The organism is Sneathiella marina (assembly GCF_023746535.1).
Classification (GTDB): domain Bacteria; phylum Pseudomonadota; class Alphaproteobacteria; order Sneathiellales; family Sneathiellaceae; genus Sneathiella; species Sneathiella marina.
Genome location: NZ_CP098747.1, coordinates 2,224,618 through 2,241,968 on the forward strand (window position 1 = coordinate 2,224,618; position 17,351 = coordinate 2,241,968).

The 17,351-nt window shown below is 47.8% G+C and carries 16 protein-coding genes and 2 tRNA genes; 1 reads left to right on the top strand and 17 read right to left on the bottom strand.

Annotated elements, in window-relative coordinates; translation table 11 throughout:
* Nucleotides 1-6: 6 nt before the first annotated feature.
* The 11 genes from NBZ79_RS10585 to NBZ79_RS10635 form a co-directional block, all read right to left on the bottom strand.
* A complete protein-coding gene (locus NBZ79_RS10585; protein WP_251932391.1) occupies nt 7-621 on the bottom strand; it encodes an NADH-quinone oxidoreductase subunit J in 615 nt (204 codons plus the stop codon).
* Between the two features lie 65 nt (nt 622-686).
* On the bottom strand, nt 687-1,178 hold the full coding sequence (nuoI, locus tag NBZ79_RS10590) for an NADH-quinone oxidoreductase subunit NuoI (protein ID WP_251932392.1): 492 nt from the start codon (nt 1,176-1,178) through the stop codon (nt 687-689).
* 76 nt (nt 1,179-1,254) lie between these two features.
* Nucleotides 1,255-2,280, bottom strand: coding sequence for an NADH-quinone oxidoreductase subunit NuoH (gene nuoH, locus NBZ79_RS10595; RefSeq protein ID WP_251932393.1), 1,026 nt, complete (start codon nt 2,278-2,280; stop codon nt 1,255-1,257).
* A complete protein-coding gene (nuoG, locus tag NBZ79_RS10600) occupies nt 2,273-4,324 on the bottom strand; it encodes an NADH-quinone oxidoreductase subunit NuoG (RefSeq protein ID WP_251932394.1) in 2,052 nt (683 codons plus the stop codon). The genes nuoH and nuoG overlap by 8 nt, the downstream gene beginning before the upstream one ends.
* 26 nt (nt 4,325-4,350) lie before the next feature.
* Nucleotides 4,351-5,631, bottom strand: coding sequence for an NADH-quinone oxidoreductase subunit NuoF (gene nuoF / locus NBZ79_RS10605; RefSeq protein ID WP_251932395.1), 1,281 nt, complete (start codon nt 5,629-5,631; stop codon nt 4,351-4,353).
* On the bottom strand, nt 5,631-6,167 hold the full coding sequence (gene nuoE / locus NBZ79_RS10610; protein WP_476749707.1) for an NADH-quinone oxidoreductase subunit NuoE: 537 nt from the start codon (nt 6,165-6,167) through the stop codon (nt 5,631-5,633). Before nuoE ends, nuoF begins: the two co-directional genes overlap by 1 nt.
* 62 nt (nt 6,168-6,229) lie before the next feature.
* Complete coding sequence (locus NBZ79_RS10615; protein WP_251932397.1) at nt 6,230-7,408, bottom strand: NADH-quinone oxidoreductase subunit D; 1,179 nt, start codon at nt 7,406-7,408, stop codon at nt 6,230-6,232.
* Nucleotides 7,408-8,016 carry an NADH-quinone oxidoreductase subunit C gene (locus tag NBZ79_RS10620; protein WP_251932398.1) on the bottom strand — a complete coding sequence of 203 codons (609 nt, stop codon included), beginning with the start codon at nt 8,014-8,016 and terminating at the stop codon, nt 7,408-7,410. The genes NBZ79_RS10615 and NBZ79_RS10620 overlap by 1 nt, the downstream gene beginning before the upstream one ends.
* Before the next feature lie 19 nt (nt 8,017-8,035).
* On the bottom strand, nt 8,036-8,548 hold the full coding sequence (locus NBZ79_RS10625; RefSeq protein ID WP_420854606.1) for a NuoB/complex I 20 kDa subunit family protein: 513 nt from the start codon (nt 8,546-8,548) through the stop codon (nt 8,036-8,038).
* Between the two features lie 23 nt (nt 8,549-8,571).
* On the bottom strand, nt 8,572-8,937 hold the full coding sequence (locus tag NBZ79_RS10630) for an NADH-quinone oxidoreductase subunit A (RefSeq protein ID WP_251932400.1): 366 nt from the start codon (nt 8,935-8,937) through the stop codon (nt 8,572-8,574).
* Nucleotides 8,938-9,144: 207 nt separating this feature from the next.
* Nucleotides 9,145-9,221 (bottom strand) — tRNA-Asp (locus NBZ79_RS10635).
* Between the two features lie 464 nt (nt 9,222-9,685).
* Here NBZ79_RS10635 and NBZ79_RS10640 point away from each other — a divergent pair.
* On the top strand, nt 9,686-10,447 hold the full coding sequence (locus NBZ79_RS10640) for an SDR family oxidoreductase (RefSeq protein WP_251932401.1): 762 nt from the start codon (nt 9,686-9,688) through the stop codon (nt 10,445-10,447).
* A gap of 70 nt (nt 10,448-10,517) precedes the next feature.
* Here NBZ79_RS10640 and NBZ79_RS10645 read toward each other — a convergent pair.
* The 6 genes from NBZ79_RS10645 to tig all read right to left on the bottom strand — a co-directional run bounded on the left by NBZ79_RS10645 (nt 10,518) and on the right by tig (nt 17,326).
* Nucleotides 10,518-10,594, bottom strand: a tRNA-Val gene (locus NBZ79_RS10645).
* 112 nt (nt 10,595-10,706) lie between these two features.
* Nucleotides 10,707-10,982: an HU family DNA-binding protein gene (locus NBZ79_RS10650; RefSeq protein ID WP_251932402.1), complete on the bottom strand. Its 276-nt coding sequence runs from the start codon at nt 10,980-10,982 to the stop codon at nt 10,707-10,709.
* Nucleotides 10,983-11,133: 151 nt separating this feature from the next.
* Nucleotides 11,134-13,545: an endopeptidase La gene (gene lon, locus NBZ79_RS10655; RefSeq protein ID WP_251932403.1), complete on the bottom strand. Its 2,412-nt coding sequence runs from the start codon at nt 13,543-13,545 to the stop codon at nt 11,134-11,136.
* Between the two features lie 114 nt (nt 13,546-13,659).
* Nucleotides 13,660-14,922: an ATP-dependent Clp protease ATP-binding subunit ClpX gene (gene clpX, locus NBZ79_RS10660; RefSeq protein ID WP_251932404.1), complete on the bottom strand. Its 1,263-nt coding sequence runs from the start codon at nt 14,920-14,922 to the stop codon at nt 13,660-13,662.
* Between the two features lie 223 nt (nt 14,923-15,145).
* On the bottom strand, nt 15,146-15,781 hold the full coding sequence (clpP, locus tag NBZ79_RS10665; RefSeq protein WP_338056114.1) for an ATP-dependent Clp endopeptidase proteolytic subunit ClpP: 636 nt from the start codon (nt 15,779-15,781) through the stop codon (nt 15,146-15,148).
* 84 nt (nt 15,782-15,865) lie between these two features.
* A complete protein-coding gene (gene tig / locus NBZ79_RS10670; RefSeq protein ID WP_251932405.1) occupies nt 15,866-17,326 on the bottom strand; it encodes a trigger factor in 1,461 nt (486 codons plus the stop codon).
* Nucleotides 17,327-17,351 lie beyond the last annotated feature (25 nt).

Below are 17,351 nucleotides of genomic sequence, written 5' to 3' on the forward strand. Positions count from 1 at the left end.
TTCCCCCTACACTCCCTGTCCTGGTTCAACTTTACGAACTTCCATTGATTCTTCACGGGTCCGATATACCTGAGTTGCAATAACCTGCTTCTTGACACCTGGCCGCTGCCGATGGGTCAGAACAATTGCGCCAATCATCGCGACCAGCAGGATCATGCCTGCAATCTGGAACAAATAGGCATATTGAGTATAAATTACCTGCCCCAATTGTTCCGTATTCGTGACGCCTTCAACAACAGGTGCCGCTTGCTTTCCAACCATGATGGCGTCCGGCGACAGAACCCAGCCACTGACAACAAGAATAAGCTCGATCAACAGGATTATCCCAACGAGGCCACCAATTGGTAGATACTGCAAAAACCCCTGACGAAGCTCGGCAAAATTAATATCGAGCATCATAACGACGAACAGGAACAGTACAGCAACTGCCCCCACATAAACGACGATTAGGATCATCGCCAGGAATTCAGCACCTAGCAAAACGAACAATGCCGCGGAATTAAAAAACGCGAGGATCAGATAAAGAACGGAATGAACCGGGTTCCTAGCCGATATTACCATGAAGGCGGACGCGATAGTCATCGCCGCGAACACGTAAAAAGAGATCGTCGCAATAATCATCGCGTCTGTCCTTCTACCAAGCTCAAAATCTGTTTCTGCATGGGCTTCACAATCACAATTCCCAATTATCTATAAGGCGCGTCGGCTACGAGGTTCTGAGCAATTTCTTGCTCCCAACGATCACCGTTATCAAGTAACTTAGCTTTGTCATAAAATAGCTCTTCACGAGTTTCAGTCGCAAACTCGAAATTCGGCCCCTGTACAATGGCATCAACCGGACAGGCTTCCTGACAAAATCCACAATAAATGCACTTTGTCATATCAATGTCATAGCGCGTTGTCCTGCGGCTGTTATCATCTCCGCGCGGTTCCGCTTCGATTGTAATGGCAAGGGCTGGACAAGCAGCTTCACAAAGCTTACAGGCTATACAACGTTCTTCCCCGTTCGGGTATCGGCGCAAGACATGTTCCCCCCGAAAGCGCGGGCTCAACGGCCCTTTTTCATAAGGGTAATTGATAGTGGCTTTGGTCTTGAACATATAACGAAAAGTTGTCGCCAGACCGGTAACAATCTCCGTCAGCAGCAGACTTCGCGCTTGTTTATCAATGTAACCCATAGTGAAACAGCCTTTTACCTATTCCAATTCTTTGTCGCTGCCATATTGGCAACCTAATCGCGTAAACTTACTTGTCTTATGCCGGTATCTTGTCGAAATAGACCAAGAAACCCGCTGTTACCACAACCCACAACAAGGAGAAGGGCAAAAATACTTTCCAACCCAACCGCATCAACTGATCATATCGGTAGCGAGGCAGTGTCGCCCGAACCCAAATGAATACGAACAGCAAAATGGCAATTTTAATTCCGAACCAGATAATTCCAGGTATCCAGGTAAAAATTGCAATATCCGCTGGCGGCAGCCATCCGCCGAGAAACAAAATAGTACAAATCGCACTCATCAGGATCATGTTCGCATATTCACCCAGAAAGAAGAGCGCGAAGGCCATGGATGAATATTCCGTTTGATATCCGGCAACCAGCTCAGCTTCTGCTTCCGGCAAATCGAAGGGATGACGGTTTGTTTCCGCCAGTATGGAAATGAAAAAGATGATAAACATGGGAAACAGAGGCACAAAATACCAGCTGAACATACCCAGATCGCCCTTTTGCGCCATCACGATACCAGACAGGTTTAAGGTTCCCGCGCACAGCAACACCGTGACGATGACAAACCCAATGGACACCTCATATGAAACCATCTGCGCTGCAGAGCGAAGCGCTCCCAGGAACGGATATCGAGAATTCGACGCCCAGCCAGCGACAATAATGCCATAAACACCAAGCGATGAAATTGCGAACAGATACAAGCCGCCTACGTTGATATTCGCCAGCACCATATTCTCATCAAAAGGAATAACGGCCCAGGCAATCAAGCTCAATATAAAGGTTACCATTGGCGCCAACAAGAAAAGCGTCTTATTTGCGCCGGAGGGAACGACTGTTTCCTTAAAGAAAAGCTTTGCGCCATCCGCAAGAGGCTGCAACAGGCCAAACGGACCGACGACATTTGGTCCCTTGCGCAGCTGCATCACCGCCATGACTTTTCGCTCATAGAGAGTGAGATAGGCAACAGCGACCAACAAGGGAACGACTATCAGCAAAATATAGCCAATAATTATCAAGGCCGGCAGAAGGTATATATTCCAAAATTCAGCCATTTGTACCAGTTCCCTCAACCTTTACCTGAGAAAAAGTGCCACTGCATTCCGCCATGATCTTACTGGATCTTGAAATGACATTGGTTAAATAATAGTCCGTGATGGGATTAATGAAAGCTGTCTCATCCACAGATCCACCGGCACTGCTTTCACCCCAAGGCGTATTTGCAATAACATCAATATCTGCAAAATGCGGTGCATCCTCTACCATTTTCGTACGCAATTCTTGCAGGGAATTATAAGGTAACGTGTTTCCCAGTCTCTCAGAAAGTGCCCGTAAGATTGTCCAGTCTTCTTTCGCCTCTCCGGGAGGGAAGATTGCCCGTCGACCCAACTGAGGACGTCCCTCGGTATTAACCCAAATCGCGTCTTTTTCCGTATAGGCGGCGCCCGGCAATATTACGTCTGCGGCCGCTGCGCCGACATCTCCATGGCTCCCCTGATACACAACAAAGCTGTTTCCAAGATTTGATGTATCAATTTCATCAGCCCCCAACAGGAATAGAACATCGAGCGAGCCGGAAAGCATTGAAGCTGTATCCAAGCCGCTTTCACCCGGAACCAAGCCCAGATCCAATCCTGCAACACGACCGGCTGCAGTATGAAGAATATTGAAACCATTCCAGTCTTCGGTCACCAGGCCAAAATCAGCAGAAATTTTCCGCGCCAGATCCATCACAGCCGAGCCATCGGTTCGCGTCAATGCGCCCTGCCCCACAATAATCATTGGCCGCTCGGCCTTTTTCAGAACATCGGCAAAAGAATTATTCCCCTCTGCCACATCCTTCAATGTTGCCGGACCGGCGCCAAGATAATCATGGTCATAGCCGAGATCCACTTGCTCACCAATAAGCGCGATTGGGAAATTTCCCATTTTCCAGCGTTTACGAATACGGGCGTTGATAAGTGCGGCTTCGTGGCGAGGATTACTGCCAATAATGAGCAGGGCGTCCGCCTCTTCAATCCCGGCGATCCCGGAGTTGAAGAGATAGTTACTCCGTGCCTCTGTTGTCAAAGCTGCGCCATCCTGACGACAATCCAGATTAACAGAGCCCAGTAAACCCATCAAATCTTTAAGAGCTTTCTGGCTTTCAGCGCAAGCCAAATCTCCAGCAATTGCACCGACTTTCGCGCCATCCATGTCTTGAAGCTTTTCGGCGATTGCATCAAAAGCCTCCGTCCAGCCAACAGCAACCAAATTTCCGTCTTTGCGGATGTAGGGCGTATCAAGCCGTTGTGTTTTCAATCCGTCATATGAAAAACGCGACCGGTCAGACAGCCATTCTTCGTTCACATCTTCATGCAGGCGCGGCAATATCCGCATGACTTCCTGTCCCCGGCTATCGATACGAATATTCGCGCCAACGGCGTCCAGAACATCGATGCTTTCAGTTTTGCTGAGTTCCCAGGGGCGTGCCGTAAAGGCATAAGGCTTAGACGTCAAAGCGCCAACAGGGCATAAGTCAATGATATTACCCGATAATTCACTATCTAACGCCTGCTCGAGATAGGTTGCTATTTCCATATTCTCACCGCGGTTCAAGGCGCCAAGATCATCGACCCCCGCCACTTCCGTGGCGAAACGAACGCAGCGCGTACAGTGAATACAACGGGTCATTGTTGTCTTGATCAAGGGCCCCATGTTTTTCTCGGCAACGGCGCGTTTTAATTCGTCATACCGGCTGCTGCCGGATCCATATGCCATGGATTGGTCTTGCAAATCGCACTCACCGCCCTGATCGCAAATCGGGCAATCGAGCGGGTGATTGATCAGAAGAAACTCCATCGCTCCTTCTCGTCCCTGCTTCACAATCTCAGAATTGGTATGGATAACCATTCCATCGGCTGCGGGCATCGCACAAGAAGCAATCAATTTCGGTGCTTTTTCCATCTCCACGAGACACATGCGGCAATTTCCTGCGATAGAAAGCCGTTCATGATAGCAGAAACGCGGAATTTCGGCTCCGGCCTCTTCACAGGCCTGCAGAACCGTTGTCCCCGGATCGACAGTAACTTCTACACCATCTACGTTAAGTGTCGGCATTCTTCGCTCCCCGTGCGAGACATCCCTTAGGCTGCCTTGTCGGCCTTCCGTGATTTAATTCGTTCTTCGATAACTGGACGGAAATGACGTACCAACCCCTGTATCGGCCATGCGGCCGCATCCCCAAGGGCACAAATGGTATGTCCTTCAATCCGTTTTGACACATTGATCAGCATGTCGATTTCTTCGATTTCAGCTTCACCTGATACCATGCGCTGCATAACGCGCCACATCCAACCCGTTCCCTCACGGCACGGTGTGCATTGGCCACAACTTTCATGCTTATAGAAATGCGAAAGCCGTTCAATGGCGCGAATAACGTCTGTAGATTTATCCATGACGATTACCGCAGCCGTTCCCAGGCCACTTTGCACGTCACGCAAGCTGTCAAAATCCATGAGAACTGTATCGCAAATATTTTTTGGCAGAAGCGGTACTGAAGAGCCGCCTGGAATAATCGCAAGCAGGTTATCCCAGCCACCCCGTACGCCGCCGGCATGTTTCTCAATCAGTTCTTTGAGCGGTATACCCATTTCTTCTTCAACATTGCAGGGTTTATTTACATGCCCTGAAATGCAGAAAAGCTTCGTACCCGTATTATTCGGACGACCCAGGCCTGAAAACCAGCCTTCGCCGCGACGCAGAATTTCCGGTGCGACGGCAATGCTTTCAACATTGTTGACTGTCGAGGGACAACCCCATACGCCGACATTCGCCGGAAAGGGCGGTTTCAGCCGTGGCTGCCCTTTGTTGCCTTCAAGGCTTTCGATCAGCGCCGTTTCCTCGCCGCAAATATATGCGCCGGCACCGCGATGCAGATAAATATCAAAATCATATCCGGAACCGGCCGCATTCTTGCCAATCAGACCGTCGTCATAGGCTTCCTTGATCGCGATTTCGAGATTAATTGCTTCTTGGACAAACTCACCGCGAATATAAATGTAAGCCGCAATTGCCCGCATGGCGAACCCTGCAACCAGGCACCCTTCGAGCAACCGATGCGGATCAAAGCGCATAATTTCACGGTCTTTACAAGTGCCAGGTTCTGATTCGTCCGCATTCACAACAAGATAGCTCGGACGGCCATCTGATTCCTTCGGCATAAAGGACCATTTAAGGCCGGTTGGAAAACCGGCGCCGCCCCGGCCCCGCAAACCACTTTCTTTCATACCGTCAATTAGGCCGTCATTCCCCATTTCGATAAGGGCTTTCGTGTTATCCCAAACACCGCGGCTTTTTGCGCCGGCAAGCTTCCAATCATGGAGACCATAGAGGTTCGTGAAAATACGATCTTGATCTTTCAGCATCACGCGCCCCCCGCTTTTTCTAGTAATGTGGTCGCACCACCTTCAGGCGCCGAATTGACACGGTCAATTTGCGGTCCCTTGGCCGGCGTCTCCCCTTTCGCCAGGGCATCAAGGACAACCTCAAAATTTTCGGCATCGAGATCTTCATAAAAATCGTCATTGATCTGGACTACGGGAGCATTCACACATGCGCCCAGGCATTCGACTTCCAAAAGACTGAATTGGCCGTCTTCTGTCGTCTCGCCGTTGCCAATCCCAAGTTTGCTCTTGCAGACTGCCTCAAGATCATCGCTTCCGCGCAGCCAACAGGGCGTCGTCCGGCACAGCTGTAGAAAATGTTTCCCCACAGGCTTCAAATTATACATCGTATAAAATGTCGCAACTTCCAAAACCCGCATATACGGAACGCTTAACAAATTGCCGACATATTCCAGGCATTCCCTGGATAACCAGTTTTCGTGTTGTCGCTGGGCTAAATCCAGCAAAGGCATCACTGCACTTTGCTGGCGACCTTCAGGGTACCGCGCGATATACATCTTCGCTTTTTCAGTATTCTCGGGCGTAAATTCAAACGCCTTGCCTGTTTCTATGACCTGACTCACCGATCTACCTCACCAAAAACGATATCCAAACTGCCTAAAATAGCCGACGCATCTGCGAGCATATGACCCTTTGTCAGAAAATCCATTCCCTGAAGATGGGCAAAACCAGGGGCCCGTATTTTACAGCGATAAGGCTTGCTGGATCCATCTGAAACCAAATAAACGCCAAACTCCCCCTTCGGTGCTTCCACCGCTGTATAAGTCTCACCAGCTGGAATCTTCACGCCTTCTGTATAATGCTTGAAATGATTAATCAGCGCTTCCATTGATGTTTTCATTTCGGATCTGCGAGGCGGCGCAATTTTCGGGTCCTTCGACAATACCGGTCCTTTCGGCATCTGGTCGAGACATTGTGTCATAATCTTCAAGGATTGATGCATCTCTTCAAGGCGCATCAAATACCGATCATAACAATCTCCGTTCAAGCCAACAGGGATATCAAAATCCATTTTTGCGTAAACATCATAGGGCTCTGATTTTCGTAAATCCCAAGCCAGACCGGTGGAGCGCAACATAACACCGGAAAAGCCCCAAGCCATTGCGTCTTCCTGACTGACAATCCCAATATCAACATTTCGTTGCTTGAAAATCCTGTTATCAGTCAACAGTGCCTCAACGTCATCAAGAACCGAAGGCAAATGCTCAATGAAGGCCCGAATATCTCTTTCGAGTTCCGGAGTAATATCCTGATGAACGCCGCCAATACGAAAATAAGCCGCGTGCATCCGCGCGCCACTGGCACGCTCGTAAAACTCCATAAGTGTTTCACGTTCAACAAACGCCCAAAGCATCGGTGTTGTTGCGCCAACATCCATCGCCTGAGCACAGACATTCATGATATGATTGAGAATGCGCGAAATCTCGCAAAACAAGACGCGGATATACTGAGCACGTTCGGGTACTTCACAGCCTAGTAATTTTTCAGCAGCCAGCACGAAAGCATGCTCCTGGCTCATCGCTGCGACATAGTCGAGCCGGTCAAAATATGGCATCGCCTGCATATAGGTTTTATGCTCGATCAGTTTTTCAGTACCACGATGCAACAATCCGATATGTGGATCGATCCGCTCAACAATCTCTCCGTCAAGCTCCATGACCATGCGAAGAACACCATGGGCAGCCGGATGCTGCGGACCAAAATTCAAGGTATAATTTTTAATCTGGACTTCAGCCATTAGCTTTGCCCCTCCGCTTTTTCATCGCCGGGCAGGATATATTCTGTTCCCTCCCAAGGGCTCTCGAAATCAAATTTGCGGAATTCTTGTGTCAAGTTTACGGGTTCGTACATGACCCGCTTTTCGTCTTCGCTGTAGCGTACTTCGACGTAGCCTGTAAGTGGAAAATCTTTTCTCAATGGATGACCTTCAAAGCCATAATCAGTCAGCATCCGGCGTAAATCCGGATGGCCGGCGAACATAATGCCATACATATCCCAGGCTTCACGCTCAAACCAGTTTGCCGCCGGAAAAATAGAAACAACCGATGGAACCGGTGTTCGTTCATCCGTTTGCGCCTTTACAATAATCCGATGGTTATGTTTCAAGCTGAGAAGGTTATAAATCACATCAAATCTTTTAGCGCGGCCAGGATAGTCAACCCCGCACACGTCGCAAAGGACTTGGAATTTACAGTTAGAATCATTTCGCAGGAACAACAGAACGTCATCAACAGACTCCGCTCGGACATCTACCGTAAGCTCGTTCAGCGCAACTTTGGTTGACAGAACAGCCGTTGAGAGTTCCGCAGTGATATGCTCGCCCAGCTCTATAAGCGCTTCATCCATTTTACTGACTACCTTCTCCCTAGCGCAAAAATGTGCCGGTGCGGCGGATTTTTTTCTGCAACTGGAAAACGCCATAAATCAGCGCTTCAGCTGTTGGTGGACATCCAGGAACATAGATGTCCACGGGGACGATTCGATCGCACCCACGGACAACTGAGTAGGAATAGTGGTAATAGCCACCGCCATTAGCACAGGATCCCATGGAGATAACATAGCGTGGCTCTGCCATCTGATCATAAACCTTGCGTAAAGCAGGTGCCATTTTATTTGTAAGGGTCCCCGCAACAATCATGACGTCGGACTGACGGGGTGACCCCCGAGGCACAACACCTAGCCGCTCCATATCGTACCGGGGCTGCCAGGCATGCATCATCTCGACGGCACAACAGGCCAAGCCAAAGGTCATCGGCCATAGCGACCCGGTACGCGCCCAATTAACGAGCTTATCAACATTCGTGACAACAAAACCCTTGTCATCAAGTTCTTCACCAAGATCACGGAAAAAGTCATCTTGATTTCCATCGACATTCATCGCCTTAACAGATGGTTCCGGATTTACTCCCATTCCAGGGCTCCCTTTTTCCATTCATAGATAAAGCCGATGGTTAGAATTCCCAGGAACACCATCATTGACCAAAATCCGTATACACCGACATCTCCCAGTGAAATGGACCAAGGAAAGAGGAATGCCACTTCAAGATCAAAAATGATAAATAGAATTGCAACCAGATAAAATCGAACATCGAACTGGTTTCGTGCATCGTCAAAAGGTTCAAATCCGCATTCATACGGAGATAGCTTTTCGGCATCCGGATGCTGGGCAGCGACGATAATCGAGGCAATGACAATTACTGCCGATAGGCCAACCGCCAATCCCAAGAAAATCAGGATGGGTAAATATTCTATGAGTAAGGCTTCCATAATACTGACGCTTACCAAATTTCAACAAAATAACGAATAGTCAAAATTCAGCATCCCCTCCTACTTTGTATAGAACACATTATAGTGTCGGGTTATAAGGAAGAAAACCTATTTAGCAACAAAATTCCGCCATAATTTCAATAAGGGTTCTCACGGCGCTAACTCTGGCGGCATGACCCTTTGTGGCAGATAATATTTGCAGGAAAATGGCGGGAGTGACGGGACTCGAACCCGCGGCCTCCGGCGTGACAGGCCGGCGCTCTAACCAACTGAGCTACACCCCCGCTGTGAGGCCGTGTTTTATTGGACGTACCCTGCCCTGTCAAGCAACATAAATAGTTTTTCGCAATTAAATTCGCCGGGTCAGAAACTCGCAGCCCAAATCAGTTTTTTAAGGGGATTATTGTTCTTGAGAATCTCGCCTGAATACATCCACATAGCTTAAAAAAACAGAAATTCTGCCTTGCTTGACCGTGTCGAGCAGTAACCAGCATTGAAATTTGGCCTGCCAGGTAAAGCCGCCTTCAAAGCCCGTGCTCTTCCAGCTCCTTACATTTTACATCTCTCAATATTACAGATCGCCAGAAATTGGGTCATCATCTTAAATAATCGAGAATCAAAATATACAGACAAATAGTCAAACGTAAAAATACGACAACAGAAAACGGAAGGAATTATATGCTCTTAGTCTGCTTTGTTCATTTCAGCCAACATTCGGCACAGACTGTAAAAATGAAGGAAATGAACCATGCAACTCGAAAATAAAACTATCCTGATTACCGGAGCAACGTCAGGGATTGGCCTATCGGCTGCCCGGCTTTTTGCCCAGCAAGGCGCAGCATTAATATTGGGCGCCAGACGCCAGCCAGAACTGAACGCAATATGTGAAAGTATCAATAATGCAGGTGGTCGCGCAGTTTCAGTACCAGGTGATGTCGGGGAGGAAGAGTACGCGAAAAAACTGGTCGACACCGCAATGGAAAGATTTGGGAAACTTGACGGTAGTTTTAACAATGCCGGAATTTTGGGGGACCTGGGCTCAATTACTGAATTATCCACGGAAGGATGGGAAGCTGTCATAAAAACGAATCTGACGGCGGCTTTTTTTGGCGCGAAGTATCAAATTCCTGCATTGCTGGAGCAACCCGCTTCATCAATGATATTTACGTCCAGTTTCGTCGGCTATACAACCGGCATTTCCGGGATGGCAGCCTATGCGGCCAGCAAAGCCGGCCTCATAGGCCTCACCCAGACTTTAGCGGCGGAATACGGGGCCCAAGGGTTACGTGTCAACGCACTCCTACCAGGTGGTACTGAAACGCCAATGGGAGATGTTGTCATGACAACGACGGAGATAAAATCCTATTTCGATGGTCTACATTCACTCAAGCGACAAGCAATGCCGATTGAGATTGCTCAATCTGCTTTATATCTTGCCTCTGATGCGTCGAGCTTTGTAACGGGGACTGCCCATTTGGCCGATGGTGGTATTTCCATTTTCAAAGCCTGAACGTTCGTTGGAGATCACATAAAGGCTATAGATACAAAAAAATCCCGTAACCGGGATTTGACATTGAAAATGGTGGGTGATGAGAGATTCGAACTCCCGACCCTCTCGGTGTAAACGAGATGCTCTAACCAGCTGAGCTAATCACCCGTATTTCAGTGGAGCCCGTGTATATCAATCTCCACCGGCAAAGGGAAGACAAAAACGAAGCCAGATTCATTTTTTTGAACCTGGCTTCGAAATAATTTAAAAACGTCCGTGATTATTTGTTCACAGAGTCTTTCAATGCTTTACCAGCCTTGAATTTTGGCTGCTTGGAAGCCTTGATTTGGATAGTTTCGCCCGTACGTGGATTACGGCCTTCAGAAGCCTTACGATCAGCAACACTGAACGTTCCAAAACCGACAAGACGAACTTCATCGCCACCGCTCAACGCATTTGAAACAGCTTCTAAAACTGCGTCGACACTTTTACCTGCTTCGGATTTCCCCAGACCTGAAATGTCAGCTACTGCGGCAACGAGATCGTTCTTATTCACTATAAGCCCCCTTCAATTTAGACTTGCACATATCTTTTCAGAAATTTCGTTTAAGACGTTCGAAGTCTAGATTGTCAGCGGCTTCCGGTCAAAGGGAAAAATGAAGATATCCCCAACTTTTCTGCGGGTTTGAGCTAGTTTTCCCAAAATTTTAGTGAGTCGTCACTCCATCTTCTACTTTTTGCGAAGATGAAGCCCCGGAAAGTTCTTTTGCAAGCTCTTCTTCCGTCCAGTCAAGGGCAACGAGAGGCTTGGTCAAGGCGATTTCCAACACCTCTGTAACCTCGGAAACTGGTATAATTTCCATGCCTGATTTCACATTGTCGGGAATCTCGGCCAGATCTTTTTCATTTTCTTTTGGAATAAGAACTGTGGTGATTCCGCCCCGGAGCGCTGCCAGCAATTTCTCTTTCAAGCCGCCAATCGGGAGAACCCGACCTCGCAAGGTTACTTCTCCTGTCATTGCGACATCCTTTCGCACCGGAATGTCTGTTAAAACAGAAATAATAGATGTAACCATAGCCACACCAGCAGATGGGCCGTCTTTAGGTGTCGCTCCCTCGGGAACATGAATATGGATATCATGTTTATCAAAGTCGGAAGGTTTAACACCCATATCCAAACAACGCGATTGAACAAAGCTACGGGCTGCCTGCACTGATTCCTGCATGACATCTCCTAGCTTACCGGTAATTTTCATCCGACCCTTGCCATATAGTTTAACAGCTTCAATGGTCAGCAATTCACCGCCAACTTCAGTCCAGGCCAGACCTGTTGTCAAACCAATCTGGTCCTCTTCTTCAACTTCTCCGAAGCGATGACGCCTTACACCGGCGTAATCTTCAAGATTTTCTGAGGTAATTGAAATGGTTGTTACACCATCTGTAATAATTTCCTTTACGGATTTCCGTGCAAGTTTCGCAATCTCGCGTTCCAGGCTACGAACACCAGCCTCACGGCAATAATACCGGATCAAGTCCCGGATCGCTTCATCCGTAACGGACCATTCCTCTTTCTTCAATCCATGGGATTTCATTTGCTTGGCGACCAAGTGACGTTTCGCGATCTCAACCTTTTCATCTTCGGTGTAGCCGGACAGATGGATTATTTCCATACGATCCCGCAAGGGGCCCGGCATATTCAAGGAGTTTGCCGTGCAAATGAACATAACCTCGGAAAGATCATACTCAACTTCAAGATAGTGATCGGCAAATGTGGTGTTCTGCTCCGGATCCAGGACTTCGAGCAAGGCAGAAGACGGATCCCCGCGGAAATCATTACCAAGCTTGTCGATTTCATCGAATAAAAACAAAGGGTTAATCGACTTAGCCTTTTTCATGGATTGAACGACTTTACCGGGCATGGATCCGATATATGTACGGCGATGTCCTCGGATTTCGGCTTCGTCACGTACACCACCTAAGGCAACGCGCACAAAATGTCGGCCTGTCGCCCGAGCAACAGATTGACCCAGCGAGGTTTTGCCGACGCCTGGAGGTCCAACAAGGCATAAAATAGAGCCGCGAATTTTCTTCATCCGTTGCTGAACGGCAAGATATTCAAGAATCCGCTCTTTTACTTTCTCGAGTCCATAATGATCGTCATTCAGGATTTTTTCGGCAAGGACAAGGTCTTTCTTGATCCGGGTCCGTTTATTCCATGGCAGACTTAAAATCCAGTCGAGATAATTTCGGACGACTGTCGCCTCTGCTGACATCGGACTCATGTTCCGGAGTTTTTTCATCTCCTGATTACATTTTTCAAGTGCCTCTTTGGACAGCTTGGTTTCCGCGATCTTTTCTTCAAGTTCGCCGAGTTCGTCTTTGCCGTCTTCACCTTCACCGAGTTCTTTTTGAATAGCTTTCATTTGCTCATTCAAATAATACTCGCGTTGAGTTTTCTCCATTTGCCGCTTAACACGGCTGCGGATTTTCTTCTCTACTTGAAGAACACCAATTTCATCTTCCATAAGAGCATAAACACGCTCCAATCGATCCGTTGCGGTTTCGATTTCAAGCAGTTCCTGCTTCTCGGAAATTTTGAGCGCCATATGAGACGCCATTGTATCCGCGAGCTTGGAAGGCTCGTCTATCTGATTAAGCGAAACCAGAACTTCCGGCGGAACTTTTCTGTTCAGTTTCACATATTGTTCAAACTGCGCAATGACGGATCTTGCCAACGCCTCCAATTCAGGAGTTTCCGTTTCCGCTTCTTCCATAACTTCGGCATGAGCCTGGAAGAAGTCAGGATTATCAACAAATTCTTCGATTTTCGCCCGCTCGCTGCCCTCAACAAGAACCTTAACGGTCCCGTCTGGAAGTTTTAGAAGCTGAAGAACGGAGGCAATTGTACCCACGCGATGAATATCTTCTTCACCAGGATCATCCTGTCCCGCATCCTTTTGAGCAACCAAGAGAATTTGCTTGTCATCCTTCATGACATCTTCCAATGCCCGTACGGACTTATCCCGACCAACGAACAGGGGAACAATCATATGCGGAAAAACCACAATATCCCGAAGGGGAAGAACTGGGAAAACTTGGGTACGAGGTGTATCAATCATGTATAAGCCTTTTTGGACCAACTAAACGCACTCCCCTTAGGTAAGCGGGAGGGGTTCAGATCCTGACATAGTAAATATCTGCGGGCGATCAATAGCCGCCCTTTCATATTAGAATTAAGCGCTGCTCGTTGCGTCTTGACGATCAGAATAGATATGGAGAGGCTGAGTGCCGCCGTCAACCACCTCACCGTTAATTACTATCTCTTCCACGCCTTCAAGAGCAGGAAGATCATACATGGAGTCAAGAAGTATGCCTTCCATGATGGATCTTAGGCCCCGAGCACCGGTTTTGCGCTCAATTGCTTTTTTCGCGATGGCTGACAAAGCATCATCCGTGAAAGTCAGACCAACTTCTTCCATGTCGAATAACCGCTGATACTGCTTCACCAACGCATTTTTTGGCGATGTTAGAATTTCGATGAGCGCATCTTCATCCAGATCTTCCAGCGTTGCGACAACGGGAAGCCGGCCGACAAACTCAGGAATGAGACCAAACTTCAGCAAATCCTCAGGTTCGACATCTTTCAGCAACTCACCAATCTTACGATCTTCCTCAGCCTGAACATCAGCACCAAAGCCGATAGAGGTATCTTTACCACGTGAGGCAATAATCTTATCAAGGCCTGCAAATGCACCCCCGCAAATAAACAGGATGTTTGTTGTATCTACTTGCAGGAATTCCTGCTGAGGATGCTTCCGTCCACCTTGCGGGGGAACTGACGCGACAGTCCCTTCCATGATTTTCAATAGTGCTTGCTGGACACCTTCACCCGAGACATCCCGTGTTATGGATGGGTTGTCTGATTTTCGGCTAATTTTGTCGACTTCATCGATATAAACAATTCCGCGCTGTGCACGTTCGACATTATAATCAGCTGATTGAAGCAGTTTAAGAATGATGTTTTCAACATCTTCCCCAACATAACCGGCTTCGGTCAGTGTCGTTGCATCAGCCATCGTGAAGGGAACATCGAGAATACGTGCCAGTGTTTGTGCCAACAGTGTCTTACCGCAGCCGGTCGGACCGACAAGCAATATATTCGATTTGGCCAATTCCACATCGTCGGATTTCGTACTGTGGTGCAATCTTTTGTAATGGTTATGCACTGCAACGGACAGAACACGCTTTGCATGAAACTGTCCAATGACATAGTCATCAAGAACATTACAAATTTCCATCGGTGTTGGCACACCGTCATTTGTTTTTACCAGAGTGCTTTTATGCTCTTCTCGAATAATATCCATGCAGAGTTCAACGCATTCATCACAGATGAAAACTGTTGGACCTGCAATTAGCTTCCTGACTTCATGCTGGCTCTTACCGCAGAAGGAGCAATACAGGGTATTTTTCGAATCTCCGCCACTCAATTTGGTCATAAATACTCCAATAATCCGTTCGACATCGCATATTAGCGACCGAGGCAACAGCCGACAACAAGAATGTTATCCAAATCGCCCATAATTCACGCAAATCAAATTTATGCGCTTTGAGCATGTAAAATAGCGATATGGACTCAACTTTTCGTTAACATGACGCATTTCCTGCGCCAGTTACGAACACTCTTTACAAAAAACTCAAGAATTTATACCCATCGGATGTTTATTCGACGTCTGGATCCAGGTCAGATGGACGCTTATCAACAACATTATCAACAAGACCAAAATCTTTTGCCTCGTCCGCCGTCATAAAGTTATCCCGCTCCATGGACGCCTCTATGACTTTAAGAGTCTTACCTGTGTGCCGAGCATAAATTTCATTTAGACGAGACCGGACCTTCAGTATTTCCTCAGCCTGAATTTGTATGTCAGTCGCCTGTCCTTGTGCACCGCCAGAAGGTTGATGGATCATTATACGCGCATTTGGCAATGCGTAACGATGACCGGCTGAACCTGCCGCCAGCAGGAAAGATCCCATCGATGCCGCCTGCCCGACGCACACGGTTGCAATATCAGGCTTCACATATTGCATTGTATCGTAAATTGCCAATCCGGAAGTTACGACACCACCCGGCGAATTGATGTACATGGAAATTGGCTTATTTGGATTTTCAGCTTCCAGAAACAAGAGTTGCGCTGTAATCAGTCCAGCCATACCGTCCTGAACCTGTCCGGTCACAAAGATAATGCGTTCTTTCAGAAGACGGGAGAAAATGTCATATGACCGTTCTCCCCGTGCAGTCTGTTCCACGACCATCGGAACCAGATTGTTCATATAGGTGTCGATTACATCAACCATTCTTAGTTTTCCTCATACAAAAGCGTTTGGTGTCTGTCAGCATATATGATCCCATGCCGCAACTTCAAACCCGTAAATCTGGAATCAGTCTTTTTTCTTGGCCGCTGGTTTCTTTGCAGCAGGTTTTTTCGCGGCCGGCTTTTTAGGAGCCGCCTTTTTCGCGGCTGCTTTTTTTGCCGGAGCCTTCTTTGCTGCCGCTTTTTTCTTCGGTTTTTCTGTTTCCTCTTCGTCAGGATCTTTCATCAGATCATCGACACTGACTGTTTTCTCAGTGACCGTTGCAAGTTCTGCAATAAAATCAACGACCTTATCTTCGAAGATTGGCGCACGAAGCTGGGCTTGCATTTCAGGACGTTCCTGGAACATTTGGAAAATTTGCTGTTCCTGACCTGGATAAGCCCGAGCTTGCGTCAGCATCGCCTGGTTCACCTCGTCTTGCGATACCTCAATATTATTAATCCGTCCGACTTCCGCCAACAGGAGACCCAAACGGACCCGACGGTCAGCTATGTCTCCATATTCAGACCGTAACTCTTCTTCTGACTGATCCTGGTCTTCCAGCTTCTGGTCAGACTGCTCCAATTCTTTGACGAACTGTTCCCAAATGCTGTTGAACTCACCTTCCTTCATTCCCGGAGGAATTTCGAAATGGTGTTCATCAGCCAAGGCATCCAGCATGCTGCGTTTCATTGATTGACGTGACATCTGCGTATATTCGTCCGTAATCCGGCCGCGAACTGCTTCTTTCAACGCATCCAGGTTTTCCAATCCGAGTTTGGCGGCGAAATCATCGTCAATCTTGACGGGCGCAGCCTCCTGGATTTCATGAACCTTAACGTCGAAGACAGCGTCTTTTCCAGCAAGTTCCGAAGAACCGTAATTTTCCGGGAATGTAACTTTGACTGCGATTTCGTCACCGGCTTTTGTCTCGATGAGTTGCTCTTCGAAACCTGGAATAAAGGTATTGGAGCCCAACTCTAACTGATGGCCTTCTGCGGCACCTCCGTCAAAGGCCACGCCATCCACCTTGCCCAGGAAATCAATTAGCAAGGCATCTCCGGATTTTGACTTACGGCTACCACTAATCTTTTCGAAGGATTTTTGCTGGCTGGCTATCTGCCCCAAGGCTTCAGCAACCTTGTCTTCTTCGACTTCGGCAACCAGTTTTTCCAGCTTTAGTTTGGTAAAATCCATTGGTTCGATATCTGGCATAATTTCGACTTCGAGCGTGAATTCCAGATCCTCGCCTTCATCAAATTTAGTGATCTCGATTTTAGGTTGCTGGGCCGGACGCAGATCGTTTTCATCAAGCGCTTTCTGACTTGTTTCATTAACTGTCTGCTCGAGAACCTCGCCCATGACAGATTTGCCAAACCGCTGACGCAGAATACCCATTGGTACTTTACCGGGGCGGAATCCTGGAAGTTTGATATCGGCACCAACTGTCGTCAGTCTGTCTGTCACTCTTGTTTCGATTTCAGCGGCGTCAACGACAACTGTAAAATCGCGCTTTAATCCATCAGAGTTTGTTTGAGTTATTTGCATGAACGATTGTCCGTCAATTGTAGTA